Genomic DNA, 16,748 nt, shown 5'->3' with positions numbered 1-16,748 from the left:
TTCGTCGTGAATAATAATCAGGAGACTGGCATGGCACATCTGAATCAACAACTGCGTCATTTATTATCTGCACTGATCGCCGCCTGCGGCTTGCTGGCCGCGCTGCCGGCTGCTGCCGGGCAGTGGGATTTCGGCCTGTACGCGAGCCTGTGGGGTACACGTGAATATCAGGTCTGGCTACCGAGCAATTACAATCCGAACACGCCGCTGCCCGTCGTGTTGATGCTGCACGGCTGCGGTTCCGAGCCCAACAGCATGGCCGCCGTCAGCCGCTACAACCAGCTGGCCGACAGCGAAAACTTCATCGTTGTCTATCCGCGCCAGAACGCCACGGCCAACCCCATGCGCTGCTGGAATTTCATGTTGCCGCTGAACCAGGAGCGGGGTACGGGCGAGCCGGCCGTGCTGATGGGCATCTTGAACAAGGTCAAGAATAAATATGCGGTGCAGGATAGCCGCGTGTATGTGACGGGTATCTCGGCCGGCGGCGCCATGGCTTCCATCATGGCCGCCTGTTATTCCGATGTGTTCGCCGCCGTGATGGTGCATTCGGGCGGCATGTACAAGGGCGCCATCGGCATGCTCACGGCTGCCGACTCGCTGTTCAACGGCAGCTCGTTCGACCCGAAAATACGGGGCAAGGATGCCTGGCGCTGCTCCGGTTCGCCGCGCCGCCTGATGCCGACAATGGTGTTCCATGGCACCTCGGACATCGTCGTCAATCCCGTCAACGGCGAGCAAACCATCGAGCAATTCCTGCAGACCAGCGATTATGGCGACGATGGCCTCGACAACGACAGCGTGCGCTACCGTGCCGACAGCATCGTGCGCCAGACGGTGCCGTATGGCCGCAGCTATTCCATCGACACGTATCTGCACAACGGCGCCGTCATCGCGCAAAAGTATACGGTGGAAGGCATGAACCACGCGTGGAGCGGCGGCCCTCCCGGCTGGCCGTTCAGCGATGAACTGGGCCCTGACGCCACCGTGATCAGCTGGAATTTCTTCAAGCAGTACCAGCGCTGATGGCGTGAGGAACGAGCAGCTTGTAGAATGGGGCGCGGCGATTGCGCCCCATTTTGTTGCCTGTGAAAGATCCCATGCCTGCTTGCCGCCTGCTGTCCTGCCTTGCCCTTGCGTTGCTGTCCGCTTGCGCCAGCGTCGGCCCGCCCGCGCCATCGGCCGCCTATGCGCAAGCGTTCGAGCGTGCCGCCCAGCAAGACAGCATGCGCAGCGAATGCGACTGGAACGTGCACTATGCGCCCGTCGCAGCAAAGGACGCCAGCGTGGCGCAACTGCAGGCCATCGCCACGGCGCGCCTGGCGGCCCTGCAACTGGCGCCCGCCTGGACCTTGTCCATGCCCGGCAGCGAGGCGCACGCCTTTACGGCGTCGGAAGAAGACCGCGCCGGACTGCAATTGTTGCTCAGTATCGTCTTGCCGGCCATGGAACGCTACCCGGCCGGCGTCTTCGCGCGCACGGGCTTGCGCCACGTCGTGCTGGTCAAGGATTTGAGCGTGGATGGCCAGCGCCGCCTGGCCATGCCGGCGCCGGAAATCGACAGCGTCGTCTATGCCGACAACCTGCTGGCCGCCCTGTGTCCATCCGGCATGGAGTTGCGCGTGCACCACGAGTATTACCACTTCATCGAATACCGTCTGTTCAACGATTTCTATTACCGCGATCCTGCCTGGCTGGCCATGAACCCGCCCGGCACAGCCTACGGTCAGGGCGGCGCCACGGCCTACGGCAAGGGCTTCCAGAACCTGGGCCACCCGCAGCCAGGCCTCGTCAGCCTGTACGCGGCCTACGGCCCCGAGGAAGACAAGGCGGAAGTGTTCGGCTGGATGATGACGCCGGCGTATGCGCTGCGGCTGGAGCGGTGGACGGCGTTTGATCCCGCCTTGCTGGCCAAGCGGGAAAAGTTGAGGGAAGTATTGGGAACCTTGGCGGATTCTTACTAAATATCAAGTATTTCCCCGCCATCCCATGGCATTGTCGGTTCTCCAGCTTGATTAAGAGCCTATCCCAGTAGGGAGATGTATTCATCTACTGGGATAGGCTCTAAATGCAGTGCGCATGAGGAGAACGCCATGGACGGTGACGAGTCGATATCGGGTGCCCAGCGTCCCTTGCGCCTGCGCCTGGGGGTATCGCCCAAGATACCTGCCGGTGTACTGATACCGCAGCGTATTGCCGGCAGGGAAGCCATCTGTGGCGGCATCGAGTACCGCGTGCTGTGTGTCTCGACGCATGCGGACTTGCCGCTGAGTAGTTTGATTGCCTTGCCCGCCGCACTCGACATCGTCACCGACCAGGGGCAGCTGCGCAGTATTTGCGGCATCGTCGCGCAAGCGAGTGCCGGTGACAGCGATGGCGCGCTGGCCAGCTACCAGCTGGTGCTGGCGGACGCCTTCGCCATCATGGAAAAGCGCTGCAATACGCGCGTCTTCCGGCGCCTGACGGATATCGAGATCGTCAAGACCCTGCTCGACGAATGGATACGCAGCAATACCGTGCTGGCGCACGCCTTCCAGTATGCGTTTGCCGATTTCTTCGAAGCGCAGGCATACCCGTAGCGCGAATTTGTCATGCAGCACAATGAGTCCGATGCGGCATTTGTGCGGCGCCTGCTCAAGCGCAGTGGGGTCGCCTGGTTTTTTCGTGCCGCGGACAATACGGATGCACATGCCGAGCCGGCGCATACCCTGGTGCTGTTCAACCATGCCGACGGCTTGCGGAAAAACATGGCGGACACCGTGCGCTATCACGCGGACCGCGCGACGGAGCAGCGCGATACCCTGACGTCGTGGAGCGAAGTGCGCAAGCTGCAGGCGGGCAAGGTGACGCGCCATAGCTGGAATGAGGAACACCCGCGTGCGCGGCCGTTCATGACCGCCGATGCCTTGGGGCGGGGGCAGCAAGGCATGCATGGCAATGCCATTGCCGCCACCCTCGATGATTACCGCGTGCTGCCGCCGCGCGCGGGCGCGGATCATGAGGCATTGTGTCAGCTGGGCATGCTGGCCATGCAGCAGCACGATTACGAGAGCCACTGCTTTCACGCCGAAGGCAGCGTGCGCGACCTGTGCCCAGGCGAGTACTTCAGCCTGGCCGAGCATCCCGATATCGACGCCTTGCCAGCGGTCGAGCGCGATTTTGTCGTCACGTCGCTGCAGGTGGCGGCGCAGAATAATTTACCCAGGGAGCTGGCCGCCAGGGTGGCGCGTTTGTTTGCGCGCAACCGTTGGCTGGCCGATGACGGATCGCTGGTGCAGCGCGAACTGGCGGCGGCGGTGGACGATGGCCCCTTGCGCATGCATATTGAACTGGCTGCCGTGCGGCGCGGCGTGCCCATCGTTCCAGCCTACGATGCACGCATCGACCTGCCGCCAGTTCCCATGCAAAGCGCCGTGGTGGTGGGGCCGGCAAATGAGGAGGTCCATTGCGACGCGATGGGCCGGGTCAAGGTGCGCTTTCCCGCCACGCGCACGCTGGATCACGAGCATGCAGGCGGCACGGGCGCCTCCGATACGGATGCCGATTCGGCCTGGGTGCGCGTCGCGTCGAGCTGGGCGGGTAACGGTCCCGGCAGCATGCTGCAATGCGGCTATTTGGGCTTGCCCCGCGTGGGCAGCGAAGTCTTGCTGGCCTTTCTCGGTGGCGATCCGGACCGGCCCATTATCGTGGGCCAGTTGTACAACCACAACGCGCAGCCAGCTGCCTTGAGCAAGGCAGGCGACTTGCCCGGCAACCGTTATTTGTCCGGCATGAAGAGCCGCGAAATCAAGGGCACGCGTGGCAATCAGCTGCGCTTTGATGATGCCCACGGACAAATCAACACCCAGCTTGCCAGCGATCATGGTTCCACCCAGCTCAACCTGGGCTGGCTGACGCAGGACCGGCGCAATGGTCAGGGCGATGCGCGGGGCGAGGGCGCTGAATTGCGTACCGACGAGCAGTTGGCGATGCGGGCGGGCAAGGGCATGCTGATTTCCGCCTGGAAGCGCCTGAACGGCGATGGCGGCCACATGGCGCGCAGCGAATATCTGGGCTTGATGGAAAACTGCCTGGAATTGTTTCGCTCGCTGGGCAGCTATGCGGCGACGCATCAGGCACTGGAACAGGAAGATCACGCGCAGCAGGAGTTGCAGCACAGCTTGAAAGGCTGGGAAGGCGGCAGCAATACGGCGCCCCGTGCCGAGCTGGGTGGGGCGGCGGCGATAGCCGTCACGGCGCCCGCCGGCATCAGCTTTGCCAGTTCGAAGGCTATCGTCAGCTACGCCGCCGGCAGCATCGATACCGTGGCGCAGCAGCACCTGCAGGCGGTGGCTGGCCATCGCTACAGTGTGAATGCGGGCAAGGGTATCTCGCTGTTTTCCCACGCGGACGGCATCCGCGCCATCGCCCACCATGGCAAGTTCCTGCTGCAAAGCCAGCATGACGACATGGAAATCAATGCGGCGAAAAACCTGAAGCTGACGGCCAGCGAAGGCAAGGTGATTGGCATGGCCGATGAAATCGTGTTGATTTCCAAGCACGGCGCTTTCATCCGCATCGCCGACGGCATCACCTTTGGCAGCAAGTCGCCGCTGCAGTTCAATGCGCCCAACTTTGTCTTCAACGACCCGCAAAGCATGGCAGTGCAATTGCCAAGCTTTGCCGAAGGCAAGGCCGATCAGCAATTCATTTTTCAGTACGCGGGCGACGACAGTGCCGTCGATGGCGTACCGCCAGCACCGCAGCTGGCGCCGCAGGCACACTTTGCCGTGAAGCTGGGCGATGGTTCGGCGGCCGATGGGCGCAGCGATGGGAGCGGCAAGACGGACGTGCTGGAGCGCGCGGCAATGCACCTGGCCGCCATCGAAGTATTCAACAACAAGGATTGACGAGGTCAGGAGAGTGCGATGGGCAGCTATCCGAAACTACAGTACGTCGTGGGTGAGGACGTGGCGATCCTGCATTGCGAACGCAGCGTGTGCAAAAAGGTCAAGATACGCCGCAACCTGCCGGGCAATATCATCGTCATCCATGGCGTCAACGATGTGGGCGTCAGCTACAAGGCGGTGGAACATGGCTTGTGCGAAGGCTTGACGCAAAGGCTGGGGCGCGGCTTTACGCCAGCTTCTTACCGCATGCCCGTGGCGGCGGACAAGGACAGGCTGGAAGACGATCCCGACGCCGTATTCTTCAAGCGCACGATAGACAAGGACACCGATAGCCCAGTGATTCCGTTTTACTGGGGCTACCGTGAAGTCGAAGGTAAGACGAGTTCCGTCAACGGCCAGTTTGTCGACCGTTACGGTAACCGCCTCGACAAGGACCTGTCCAAGGAAGGCGGGCCGTTCGGCAATGCCACCAGTAATTTGCCCGATATGTGGCGTCCGGGAATCTATGCGCCAGCCGATCCCATGGGGGATGCCTTGCGGCCACTGAGGACGGCGCCCGGACGCATGTATATGGTGCTGGCGGCCCAGCGGCTGGCCGCGCTCATTTCCATGATCCGCGATTACGATGCGGATGATACCGTCAGCATCGTTGCGCATAGCCAGGGTTGCCTGCTGTCGCTGCTGGCGCAAGCCATGTTGATGGAGAAGGGGCTGGCGCCAGCCGATAATTTGATACTCACGCATCCGCCGTACAGCCTGGTGGACAGCCTGCCTCTGTTGATGCGAGGCGCTGCCTGGTTCGATGGCGGTGAGGATGCGGCGATGAAGCCCTATTACCATTTGCTCAGTGGTGCGCAGACGCTGGGTGCGCGTCTGAAGACCTTGGTGAATATAGTTGCCGGGGTGGCGAAAGGTAACGGTCAGCCCTGCATGCCGCCGTTTGCCGACCTGAAGAAAGACGAACATCGCGGCATGGTCGGCGGCCGCTGGCAGAGTGCAGAGGACCGCGACAATCGCCGCAAGGTCTATCTGTATTTTTGCCCTGAAGATATGACGGTGGCCCTGGATAATATCCAGGGCATAGGATGGGATGGCGTGCCCGATTATGCCTCGGGAAGTGAACTCATAGAAGAAGAGGAGACATCCAGTCTTGATGGGTACAGTATCTCCTCCGGACATACCAAGATGGTGGAGCACAAGCAGGTACGCGGCGCGCTGGCGGAACTGGGCAACAGGTTTTATCAGCGGGTATTCAGCAACAAGACCAGACTGGATCCGGCTACGGGAAAGACCACGGTGTCGTTGGTTGGAAAACCTCCGCCTTTTGATTTTCCACTAAGGCTCGCGACAGAAAGCGAACAGTCCCATGTGGAGGTTTCCTTGCGTAGTCATCGTGCGCTACACAAGGCGGTGGCGTGGCCTGTCAATACCAGGTTGAGCAAGGTGGAACAGCGCAATGGCGTACGCACCATCACTGGCGAAGCGTTGAAACAACCGGTACCGGCCGACTTGCGTGGCACCTCGCAAATTGATCCCGCCAATATTCCCACAACGTCCATGATGCGAAACCGTAAACCTGAAGATCAGGGACCTGTGGAAGAAGTCGATCCCTGCGATGCGTCGGTAGCACCGACCAGCGGAAGCGGCATGCAGATACGCAGCGAATATCGTCCTGACCCGGGAGGTTATCAAAAGTTTCCTGAAAGGGAAGAATATCTTAGTCAACGAGAGTTGGCATTGATGACGGCAAGCTACAACAAGGAAAAAGGACTGCACGTGAAAGACAAGCGGGATCAACGCGAAGTTGTTTCCGCGAAACGCTACCCAGACAGCAAGGTCGTGGCACAGATTCAGGAAAGCCCGAATGAGTCACGCTTGCGCTGGCAACGTGAAGTGAGTCCAAGATCTTTCCACAGTTCCATCATCGGCAGCGCGAAGAATCACAGCCAGGTGACGGCATATGACGTGGCCATAGGAAGTGGCAAGGCGTCGTCAGATCCGCAGTTTTATGCATATCTGTGTGCGGTGGCGGATTGGCGAGTGAAGGACCTGAAGAGCCACGATAAAGGGCGTAAAGGAATACGGATAAAAGAAAAATTCGTATTGGAGTTCGCCCCATATTTATCCGTAGAACCGGCCTGGAGAAGTGCCGTGATCAATGGCAGCATTGACTATTACAACACTGGGATTTTGCCGGCAGGACTGCCCTTGCTATCAGGACCATTGTGGAAAATTGTAGCATCACAAACAAAAAATATAAAAATAGTGAGCGAAAAAAGCAAAATAAATGAAGTGTCGAAGTCTCGTCGGTAGCAACTCGCTTGGACCGATTATTTTTCCGAAACTGCAGGCAAAAAGGTGATAACCATGATGACGCTTCGTTGGTTGGGAATATCAATAGTTGTTGTAATTTTATTTTTTGGCTTGTTATGGTTAGGTGCTTTATCGAAAAGTCAGGCGCGTGAAATTGCATTACAGGTTCAGGAAAAACAGCCAAAGAAACCGGTGGAGCCACGGCAGGAGTACGTGCTGGAAGTGATCGGATTGGGTGTGACGCTGGACAAATACCGGCAGGGTAAATTGTGGGGAGCCTTGCAAAAAGGAAGTCCTTACACGAGCATACGCGAACAAGATCCCAAGAAATATCCCTGGACGGGTGATGACAAGGATGGCGACAGTGGTAGCAGAGCCTACGATGCGCTGGAAAATGGCATCAATTTCACTCCGATGTATTGGAACCTGCCTTCGTTTTATGCAGGAACCCCTATTCTTGACCCGAATGCACAACCGAGTTTGATTGAGCCGATGGCGGGACTCGTGGCTGGCGCTGGCACGGGGGGAATGCCCTTGCACCTATTTTCCTTGGCTTCATGGAAGCTGGATGAACATCCTGACCAATTGCTTATTGACGTATTTGATTTTTTCGACAAGCATCCTGACGTACCCTACGTCGCCTTACACTCCGAGGACAGCGTTGGCACGCGGGATGGTAATCGTAAGCCAGGCACTGCAAGGAAATTGGTAAATGGATATTTCATCCCAGATATGCCTGATGCCACGGCGGTATTCATCCTGGCACGCCGCGAACGAATAGAACCGTTGCGCCCATTTGTATGGGATGACCCGGAGAATAAGTTCGTCCAGGATAAACTGCGTGGCATGTATTACGACGTCATGCAGTCGCTGCCTTCACGCGCGAAACAGCTGCGACCCGAAGCCTTTAGCGAACGTCAACCCACCGTCGCCGAATGGCTCACGGCTGCCGCCGCCTTCGCCCAGCGGCCCGATATACGCGGCGTGGGCTTGCATACTTTCGACAAACTCAACCCCTGGGAAAATCGTCCCCCGCGTGACTGGAAACCGACGCCGTGGTTTCCCATTCCGTGGAACCGGGAACAGATGGAAACCTTTGACCGTTTGCCCTCGTTCGGTTTTGTGCATCGGCCCGTGTTTATACAATTTGCGGATGAAGAGGGCAAGCCCGTCACGCGGCGTGACCAGCGCCAGAAGATGTTCAATGCGGGCTGGCAGCAGGCGCTGCAGACCTTGCCGGAAGCGGAGCGCGGCAAGGGGGCGGCGCGCATCGTGGCAGGGACGGGAAACCAGCCCGAGCAGTTGCTGATGTTGGAAAGCATGCTGCACGACTACGCGTCACAGGGTGGACCGGAAATCGACAGCAGCAAAAGCGCGCAGTTCATCAATACCGATCATCGCCTGGGCAATACCGGTGCGGCGACCTGGTTCATGCAGATGGCCATTGGCGTGATGGGCAGCTATCGCGACGGCGGCGCCAGTGCGGCGATCAATCTGCGCGACAATAATGAAGCGAGCATCATCTTCATCACGCCGCCATCGGAAGCCAAACGCCGGCAGCAGGATGCCAATGGCGATATCTTCCGCAGCCGCGTCACACCTGCCGTCGATCCGGCCAATTACGCGGCGCCATCGGTGGAAGCCATCCTGGAAAGCCAGGCGGGACAATAATTCGGGAGGCTGTATGCGCAAAGTCATCCGTTTGGGCGACGCCACGTCGCATGGCGGCAAGGTGCTCAGTTGTGCCGCCACGCATTTTACGGTCAACGGGATTCCTGTCGCCTGCGTCGGGGATTTGTGCAGCTGCCCCATCAAGGGACATCAGGGCTGCAAGATTGCCGGCGGCTCGTCCCGGCACAGCATCAACGGCATTGCCATCGCCTTCGACGGCGATACCACCACCTGTGGCGCCAAGTTGCTCGCTTGCGGCGCCACCTTGCGCACCTCCTGACGCCGCGTCCGCCTGCCATTTCCCGGTAACTATATAATCTGCGCTTGGGCGATACCCGCCCTGGACTCAGATTGAAGGAATGCCATGCCAGGTTATTTCGTGCGCCCCTTGGCGCTGTGTGTAGTGTCGGCCATGTGCCTCCCTGCCAGTGCCGCCGAGGCGGTGGCGGCGGATGCGCAGCAGCGCGCGTCCTTGCTGGAATTTTATGCGCAGCAATATCCGGGCGAGCCGGCTGCACGCACCGTGTTCGAGAGCGTGCCCGTGGTCGGCGGCCGTGGCAGCGAAGTGGTGGGCAGCGTGGAAACGTCGCCTTACCGTGGACATGGCGCGCTGTGCCGTACGCAGCGCACCAAGTTCGTGCTGCACGGCGAGGGCAAGCAGGAACGCTGGCAAGAGGCGGGCATGGAGTATTACGCCTGGCTCGACCGTGGCACCTGCCGCGCGGTGGCCGAACCCGTGCGCCTGTTGCAGCGCGTTCCCGATGTCGAGCTGGAAGGCGTGTTGCTGTATCAGAAGCCGCTGCTGGAGCGGGCGCGATTATTGATGGCGGGTAACACGGCCTGTGCCCCGTTGCGGGCGCTGAAGTTTACGCTGGCGGCCGTCGACGTGGGCGCCGCCGCACCGCGTGCCGAAGAGCGCTATGCGCTGGTATTCAAGAGCGACCGCGACAGCTACGCCCGCGTCTGGCTGCGCAAGAGCGGTGCTCAGTATGACGCGTGGAATGTGACTTGCCCGCCAGTACTGTAGACTGCTCGCCCTTTGCCCGATTTCACTTTTTGACTGTTGCAACCATGAACGAAAACTCCACTTCCGCCCGCAGTTGGGGCACCATCGTCACGCATAGCGACGAGATGGCCATCATCTACCGCTATGTCGACGCCTTCCATGACGACTGGGACCTGTCGTCGCAGCCGGACCGCATCATCATCGCCTGGCGCTACGAGGACGAGACGGGCATGCCCGCACCGAACGAGCGCGAGCACATGGAAGAGCTGGAAGCGGCGCTGGCACCCGTGGTGGAAGAGGACGGCTTCGCCACCCTGGCCCTCGTATCGACGGGTGAAAACCTGCGCGAATGGATTTACTACACGCAGTCGGGCGAAGAATTCTTCAATCGCCTGAACACGGCGCTGGCGCCGCGTCCAAAGTTCCCGATTGAAATCCGCAGCGCGGCTGACCCCGCCTGGTCCACGTATGCGGGCTTCATGGCTGCGTTGCCGACGTAATCAGACCAACGCGGCCGTCACGATGCGCGTGGCGGCCGTGATGATGTCCTGGTTCGTGTCCGCTTTTTTCTGTTCGCGCGTGTAGTACACGGCGATGATCAGCGGCGCGCCGCTGGCCGGGTAGGCCACGCCGATGTCATTGACGCTGCCATACGCGCCCGAACCCGTTTTATCCGCCACCTGCCAGCCGGCAGGCACGCCGGCGCGGATGCGTTTGTCGCCTGTCGTGTTGCCGCGCATCCAGGCGTCCAGTTGCTGGCGCTGCGGCGCCGGCAAGCTATTTCCCAATAACAATTGCTGCAAGCTGTGCGCCATCGACGCGGGGCTGGCCGTGTCGCGCACTTCGCCGGGGATGGCGCTATTCAATTCCGTTTCCCAGCGTTCCAGCTGGAACACCGTATTGCCGATGCTGCGCGCATAGGCCGTCACGGCTTGCGGCCCGCCTAATAATGTCATCAAGAAATTGGCCGCGCTATTGTCGCTGTACTGCAAGGTGGCGGCGCACAGATCGGCCACGGTCATGCCGTCGGCCAGATGCTTCTCCGTGATGGGCGAATAGGTGACCAGGTCTTTTTTCTCGTAACGTACGTGCTGGTCCAGCAAGCCCGGCTGGCTGACGCTGCGGGCCAGCACGGCGGCCGCCAGCATCGCCTTGAAGGTGCTGGCCAGGGGAAATCGTTCGTCGGCGCGATAGGCAACGCGCAGGTCGCTGCCCTGGCGCCAGGCGGCAACGCCGAGGCGTCCGCCTGCGGCTTGTTCCAGCGCGGCCAGTTGTGCCTGTGCTGCGGCGATGCTGGTGGCGGGCGCGGCAAACAGCAGCGGTGCCGGGCACAGCAGGGCGGCGCCGCCGGCCAGCAGGAGGTTGCGGCGGACGTGGTTCAGGGATTCAGTCATGGTTTGTAGGAGTGTTGGGAGTGGAAAGGGCGGCCAGCAGTTCGCCGATGGCGAGCAGGTTGGCCGGTTTGGTCAAATGGTGGTCGAAGCCGGCCGCGCTCGATTGACTGCGGTCGTTTTCGGCGCCCCAGCCCGTCAATGCCACGAGCACGACGTTGGCGCCGGCCGGTATCCGGCGCAGCGCGCGCGCCACTTCATAGCCGCTCATGCCGGGCAGGCCGATATCGAGGAATATAACGTCTGGCAGGAATTGCGGCACCAAGGCCAGGGCTTGCGCGCCATCGTGGGCCACTTGCGCGGCATGGCCCATCATGTCGAGCACGGCGGCGAGGGTATCGGCCGCATCGACATTGTCGTCGACCACCAGCACGCGGAAGTGCGGGCCGCTGGTGGTGTTGGCAGGCGCAGCCAGTACGGCAGGCGCCTTCGCTTCCTCCTCCTGCAGTGGCAGGCGCACGCTGAAGGTGCTGCCCAGGCCGGCGCCTGGACTGGCCGCCGTGGCGCTGCCGCCATGCAGCTCGGCCAGGCGCCGCACCAGCGACAGGCCGATGCCCAGGCCGCCCTGAGCCCTGCCCATGTTCTGCCCCACCTGCGTAAACATGTCGAAGACGGTAGCCAGCGATTCGGCGGGAATGCCCACGCCGCTGTCTTTGACTTCAATCAATGCCTCGTTGCCATCGCGTAAGGCGCGCAAGCTGATGTGGCCGCCGGCGGGTGTGTACTTGGCGGCATTGTTGAGCAAATTGCCCAGCACTTGCGCCAGGCGCGTGGGGTCGGCCTCAAGCGGCAGCGCCTCTTCAGCGAGTTGCACCTGCAACTGGTGGCGGCCCGCTTCGATCAGCGGCATGCTCGTTTCCACGGCGCCCGCGATGATGCTTTTCAAGTCCGCGCGTTCCAGCTTGAGTTCGATCTGGCCCCGCGTGATGCGGGCCACATCCAGCAAATCATTGACCAGATGCACCATCTGATTGACTTGCCGCTCCATCACGTCGCGCACGCGCGCCACGGTGGCGGGCTTGTCGGCGGCCAGGCGCATGATTTGCAAGCCGTTGCGGATGGGGGCCAGCGGGTTGCGCAGTTCGTGCGCCAGGGTGGCGAGGAATTCCGTCTTGCGCCGGTCCATTTCGGACAGGTTGTCGGCCAGCTGGCGCAATTGCTGCTCAGAACGCTTGCGCTCGCTGATGTCGCTGAACAATACCGTCAGCAGGCGGCTGCCGGGGCCGCCCAGGCGCGCGGCGAAGACTTCGAACCAGCGCTCCATGGCTACGGCTTCGTTTTCGTAGCGCACGGGTTCGCCGGTCTTGACGACCTGGTCGTACATGTCGAACCAGTGCTGGTCGTGGTCGGGCACGAAGCTGCGGATGGTCTTGCCGATGGCATTGTCCAGTCCCGATTGCTTGACGAAGGCGGGGTTGCCTTCCAGATAGCGGAAATCGACAGGGCGGCCTTGCTCGTCGTACAGCATTTCGATGACGCAAAAGGCCTGGTCCATCAGCTCGATCAGGGTGCGGTAGCGTTCCTCGCTGCGGCGCAGCGCATCTTCCACTTGTTTCTGGCGCGTAATGTCGAGCAGGACGCCTGGCAATTGCAGAGGTGTGCCATCGGGCGCGTATTCGGCACGGCCCCGCGCGATGACCGAGCGGTATTGGCCGTCGCCGTCGCCGACGCGGTAACTGGCCTCGAACGGCGTGTGTGCGTGCAATGCCTGGGTAATCTGCGCGCTGACTTGCTCGCGGTCATCGGGATGGATGAGGTCCAGGTAGCGCGCCAGCGGCGCCGCCGTGGCAGCATCGGCATTGACGGGGAACAAGCGCGCCATATTGCTGTCGGCCGTGACCCGGTCGGCAACGATATCCCAGTTCCAGGTGGCCACTTCGCCGGCCGCCAGGGTCAGGCGCAGGGTTTCCTCGTTTTGCTTGCTGGTCGTCAGGTCGAGCGAGATGCCGGACAGGGCGATCACGTTGCCGGCGCCATCGCTGGCGCAGGTGCCGCGCATGTGCGCCCAGTGCAGCGCGCCATCGGGCCAGCGCACGCGGATGTCGATTTCGAAATCGCTGGCGCTGGCGATGGCGGCATGCACCACCGTCTGCCAGTGCTGCAGGTCGCCGTCGAGCATGGCGCCCGTCAGTTGCGCGTAATCGATGTGGCTGTCCGGCGGCAAGCCCAGATTGGCCTTGAAGGCATCGGAGCCGGTCATGCTGCCGCTGCCCAGGTCGATCTCCCACGTGCCCATGCGGCCGCCCTGCATGGCCAGGCGCAGCCGCTGCTCCGTCTGCCGTTGCTGCGTCACGTCGCAATGCGAGCCCAGCCATTCAACGATGCTGCCGTCAGGCGCCAGCACAGGCAGCATGCGCACGAGCATGTTGCGGTAAGTGCCGCTGACGTGGCGCAGCCGGTATTCCGCTTCGAACACGCTGGTCAGGTGCGATGGCATGACGTAAGGCAAGTTGCGGTCGTCCGGATGCAGGGCATTGACCCAGCCGCGGCCCAGCAGTTCAGCCTCGCTCTGGCCCGTGAAGGCGCGCCAGGATGGCTGGTCGGCATCGAACTGGCCGAAGGTTTTCGTGCTCCAGACGATGTCGCAATGGGCGCTCAGCAGTAAATGCGCCGCCTGGGCGGCGACGGTGGAGGACGGGGCGGCGTTGCTGGGCTGGCTGGGTTCTGGCATGGAGGTTATGGACGATGGTGCAGGGAACTCGCCGCACCGGAATGGGGCGGCCTGGCAACTCAATTCTGGCGATATTACAACTATTTATACGCTCTGGGCTGTCTTGCAGGACGCCGTTTCCACTTTCTCAGGGTTGGCGAAAAAATCTCGCCAAGTGGCAAGTGATCGGGGGAAATAGCAAGGAAATAGCAAGACAAGGGCACTATTGTGGCTGAATAACCACTAGTCAGCGCATTATGTTGATGAATGAATATTTTACATAACAATATTCTTGCAGCGTATAAGGCGCTTGAATTAAATTGGCGCCTTACTCAAAAGTTGGTGTTCATCAGACATCCCAGAGATGCGGCCAGACCGCTGTCGGCGTGGACGACAGCCAGGGCAGAGCCAGTGACGCCATGGGCGGAGAAACATCCGCTCGCGCTGCTGCACCGTGATGGTGCAGACGATCATCCAGCGCCGTACATAACCCGGAGACAGGTTTCGCAATTCTTTTTTAAACTTCTGGGAAACAACATGATCAAGATGTCCAAGATGCACAAGCGTTTGTGCGCCAAAAGCGCTGCTATGCTGGCACTGTCCGCTGCCTTGCCTATCGGCTCGGCTTATGCTGATGAAGTCGCTGCTGATACGACCCCTGCCGCCAGCCAGCTGGAAACCGTGACCGTGACGGCGCAGCGCCGCAAGGAAAATATCCGCGACGTGCCCGTCTCCGTGTCGCTGCTGCGCGACGAGAAGCTCGACGTGCTGGTGTCCAGCGGACAAGACATTCGCGTGCTGGCCGGCAAAGTACCGAGCCTGAACGTGGAATCGTCGAATGGCCGCACCTTCCCCCGCTTCTACATCCGTGGCTACGGCAATACCGACTTCAACATTTTTGCATCGCAACCTGTTTCCCTGATTTACGACGATGTCGTGCAAGAAAATCCGATCCTCAAGGGCTATCCGATTTTCGACGTGGCTGGCGTGGAAGTGTTGCGCGGCCCGCAAGGCACCTTGTTCGGCCGCAATACGCCCGCCGGCGTGGTCAAGTTCGAATCCGTCAAGCCGAACCTGGACAAGGTTGAAGGCTATTACAACGTTTCCGCCGCCACGCATAACACGACCAACTTCGACGGCGCCGTCAACGTGCCGCTGAGCAAAGAATGGGCGCTGCGCTTCTCGACCCTGCGCCAGCACCGCGACGATTACGTCGACAACACCTTTACGGGCCAGAAAAACGCGCTGGACGGCTACAACGAACACGCCGAGCGCGTGCAACTGATGTACGCACCGAATACCACCTTCAATGCCCTGTTCAATGTGCACCAGCGCAACACCACGGGCAGCGCGCGCGTCTTCTACGCCAACATGATCAAGCAGGGCACGAACGATATCGTCGACGGTTTCGACCCGAACAAGTCGTTCACGAATGCGCCGAACTTCCAGCGCCTGCGCACCAACGGCGCCAGCGCCCGCCTGAGCTGGGACCTGGACGGTATTAAACTGTACTCGATCACGGGCTTTGAACAGGTCGGCAATTACGTGTCGCATGGCGATATCGACGGCGGCACGCCGACGGGCCCAGGCTTCATTCCTTTCCAGGTTGAAACGGCTGGCGGCATCACCAGCGTGAAACAATACTCGCAAGAATTCCGCGCCGAATCGAAGAATGCTGGTCCCCTCAACTGGCAGGCAGGCGTGTACTACTTCAACGAAGATGCCAACGGTTTCACCGACAACTTCAATACCGACACGCATGTGCTGACCACGCACCTGGCCAGCCGCCAGAAGAACTCGGCCTGGGCAACGTTTGGTTCCGTCAACTACGCCGTCAGCGATGACTTCATGCTGCGCGCCGGCTTGCGCTACACCAAGGACAAGAAGGATTTCAACACGGTGGAAGCGACCAACATCGTGCAGGTCAACCCGACCAGCGCCGATGTCAGCAAAGCCAAGGTCAACTGGGACTTGAGCGGTACCTATAAATACAACAAGGACGTGAACTTCTACGGCCGTGTCGCTACCGGTTTCCGCGCGCCAAGTATCGCCCCGGCCAGCACCAGCGTGCCTGTCACCGTGGCCGATGCTGAAACGATCACCTCGTTCGAAGCGGGCATCAAGGCCGACCTGTTCGAGCGCCGCGCCCGCGTTGCCTTCAGCCTGTATAACTACCAGGTGAAGAACCAGCAATTGACGGTCGTTGGCGGCACCTCGAACGTGACGCGCCTGATCAATGCAGCCAAGACGAATGGCCGTGGCGCCGAGCTGGAACTGGAAGGTTTTGTCACGCCTAGCCTGAAGATGTCCCTGGGCGGCAGCTACAACTTCACGGAAATCAAGGACCCGAGCCTGTCGATCGCCACCTGCGCTCAAACGCGTTGCACCGTGACCGATTCGCTGACCACCGGCAACCGTGCCATCATCGACGGCAATCCATTGCCGCAAGCGCCGAAGTGGACGATCACCGCCACGGGCCGTTATTCGATCCCGATGGAAAACGGCGAATTCTTCGTCTTCACGGACTGGGCATACCGCAGCAAGATCAACTTCTTCCTGTATGAAGCAACCGAGTTCACCGGCAAGCCGATGGTCGAAGGCGGCTTGCGCGTAGGCTACACCTGGGATGCCGGCAAGTATGAAGTGGCCGCTTTTGGCCGCAACATCACCGACACCCAGCGTATCACGGGCGCCATCGACTTCAACAACCGCACGGGCTTCATCAATGAGCCACGTCAGTTTGGGGTGCAATTCAAAGGCAACTTCTAATTGCCAGACTTCAGGTGCCGGCCATGTGCTGGCGCCTGCATTGCTACCCGCCCGGTTCG

11 protein-coding genes and 1 pseudogene are annotated in these 16,748 nt (G+C 60.7%); 10 read left to right on the top strand and 2 right to left on the bottom strand.

All coding sequences use genetic code 11. The features are described 5' to 3' along the window. The first annotated feature begins 30 nt into the window (after positions 1–30). The 9 genes and pseudogenes from CSQ92_RS21120 to CSQ92_RS21085 all read left to right on the top strand — a co-directional run bounded on the left by CSQ92_RS21120 (position 31) and on the right by CSQ92_RS21085 (position 10,379). Positions 31–1,026: an extracellular catalytic domain type 1 short-chain-length polyhydroxyalkanoate depolymerase gene (locus tag CSQ92_RS21120; protein WP_099395288.1), complete on the top strand. Its 996-nt coding sequence runs from the start codon at positions 31–33 to the stop codon at positions 1,024–1,026. Positions 1,027–1,100: 74 nt separating this feature from the next. Beyond that, on the top strand, positions 1,101–1,964 hold the full coding sequence (locus tag CSQ92_RS21115) for a hypothetical protein (RefSeq protein WP_143450412.1): 864 nt from the start codon (positions 1,101–1,103) through the stop codon (positions 1,962–1,964). A 75-nt stretch (positions 1,965–2,039) separates the two neighbouring features. After that, a pseudogene (locus CSQ92_RS21110) lies at positions 2,040–4,091 on the top strand (type VI secretion system Vgr family protein); the annotation flags it as partial. Next, complete coding sequence (locus tag CSQ92_RS29475) at positions 4,077–4,889, top strand: DUF2345 domain-containing protein (RefSeq protein ID WP_257219317.1); 813 nt, start codon at positions 4,077–4,079, stop codon at positions 4,887–4,889. The pseudogene CSQ92_RS21110 and the gene CSQ92_RS29475, both read left to right, overlap by 15 nt. A gap of 18 nt (positions 4,890–4,907) precedes the next feature. Further along, positions 4,908–7,202, top strand: a complete 2,295-nt coding sequence (locus CSQ92_RS21105) for a T6SS effector phospholipase Tle3 domain-containing protein (RefSeq protein ID WP_099395286.1) — start codon at positions 4,908–4,910, stop codon at positions 7,200–7,202. A 54-nt stretch (positions 7,203–7,256) separates the two neighbouring features. Further along, the gene (locus CSQ92_RS21100; RefSeq protein ID WP_099395285.1) at positions 7,257–8,873 is read left to right on the top strand and encodes a type VI lipase adapter Tla3 domain-containing protein; all 1,617 of its coding nucleotides are present in this window, start codon (positions 7,257–7,259) and stop codon (positions 8,871–8,873) included. A 13-nt stretch (positions 8,874–8,886) separates the two neighbouring features. Then, positions 8,887–9,153 carry a PAAR domain-containing protein gene (locus CSQ92_RS21095; protein WP_099395284.1) on the top strand — a complete coding sequence of 89 codons (267 nt, stop codon included), beginning with the start codon at positions 8,887–8,889 and terminating at the stop codon, positions 9,151–9,153. Positions 9,154–9,237: 84 nt separating this feature from the next. Next, a complete protein-coding gene (locus CSQ92_RS21090) occupies positions 9,238–9,900 on the top strand; it encodes a hypothetical protein (RefSeq protein ID WP_099395283.1) in 663 nt (220 codons plus the stop codon). Positions 9,901–9,944: 44 nt separating this feature from the next. After that, on the top strand, positions 9,945–10,379 hold the full coding sequence (locus CSQ92_RS21085; protein ID WP_099389504.1) for a DUF695 domain-containing protein: 435 nt from the start codon (positions 9,945–9,947) through the stop codon (positions 10,377–10,379). Here the strand turns inward: CSQ92_RS21085 and bla are convergent, their stop codons facing one another. Both bla and CSQ92_RS21075 read right to left on the bottom strand, forming a co-directional pair. After that, entirely contained in the window at positions 10,380–11,273 is an 894-nt protein-coding gene (gene bla, locus CSQ92_RS21080) for a class A beta-lactamase (protein WP_099395282.1), read from the bottom strand. Then, positions 11,266–13,941, bottom strand: a complete 2,676-nt coding sequence (locus CSQ92_RS21075; RefSeq protein WP_099395281.1) for a hybrid sensor histidine kinase/response regulator — start codon at positions 13,939–13,941, stop codon at positions 11,266–11,268. The genes bla and CSQ92_RS21075 overlap by 8 nt, the downstream gene beginning before the upstream one ends. A gap of 516 nt (positions 13,942–14,457) precedes the next feature. Between CSQ92_RS21075 and CSQ92_RS21070 the strand changes: the two genes are divergently transcribed. After that, entirely contained in the window at positions 14,458–16,689 is a 2,232-nt protein-coding gene (locus tag CSQ92_RS21070; protein ID WP_099395280.1) for a TonB-dependent receptor, read from the top strand. Positions 16,690–16,748: the final 59 nt, after the last annotated feature.

It is taken from the genome of Janthinobacterium sp. BJB446 (genome assembly GCF_002735655.1).
In the GTDB taxonomy this organism is placed as follows: domain Bacteria; phylum Pseudomonadota; class Gammaproteobacteria; order Burkholderiales; family Burkholderiaceae_D; genus Janthinobacterium; species Janthinobacterium lividum.
The sequence above is the reverse complement of the archived record's forward strand: the minus strand, read 5'-3'. Positions and strand labels throughout refer to the sequence as shown.

What these genes read in the sequence shown, in the direction of transcription:
- bla (WP_099395282.1), bottom strand. Translation starts at nt 11,273, where the DNA reads ATGACTGAATCCCTGAACCACGTCCGCCGCAACCTCCTGCTGGCCGGC.
- CSQ92_RS21090 (WP_099395283.1), top strand. Translation starts at nt 9,238, where the DNA reads ATGCCAGGTTATTTCGTGCGCCCCTTGGCGCTGTGTGTAGTGTCGGCC.
- CSQ92_RS21075 (WP_099395281.1), bottom strand. Translation starts at nt 13,941, where the DNA reads ATGCCAGAACCCAGCCAGCCCAGCAACGCCGCCCCGTCCTCCACCGTC.
- CSQ92_RS21070 (WP_099395280.1), top strand. Translation starts at nt 14,458, where the DNA reads ATGATCAAGATGTCCAAGATGCACAAGCGTTTGTGCGCCAAAAGCGCT.
- CSQ92_RS21095 (WP_099395284.1), top strand. Translation starts at nt 8,887, where the DNA reads ATGCGCAAAGTCATCCGTTTGGGCGACGCCACGTCGCATGGCGGCAAG.
- CSQ92_RS21100 (WP_099395285.1), top strand. Translation starts at nt 7,257, where the DNA reads ATGATGACGCTTCGTTGGTTGGGAATATCAATAGTTGTTGTAATTTTA.
- CSQ92_RS21085 (WP_099389504.1), top strand. Translation starts at nt 9,945, where the DNA reads ATGAACGAAAACTCCACTTCCGCCCGCAGTTGGGGCACCATCGTCACG.
- CSQ92_RS21115 (WP_143450412.1), top strand. Translation starts at nt 1,101, where the DNA reads ATGCCTGCTTGCCGCCTGCTGTCCTGCCTTGCCCTTGCGTTGCTGTCC.
- CSQ92_RS21120 (WP_099395288.1), top strand. Translation starts at nt 31, where the DNA reads ATGGCACATCTGAATCAACAACTGCGTCATTTATTATCTGCACTGATC.
- CSQ92_RS21105 (WP_099395286.1), top strand. Translation starts at nt 4,908, where the DNA reads ATGGGCAGCTATCCGAAACTACAGTACGTCGTGGGTGAGGACGTGGCG.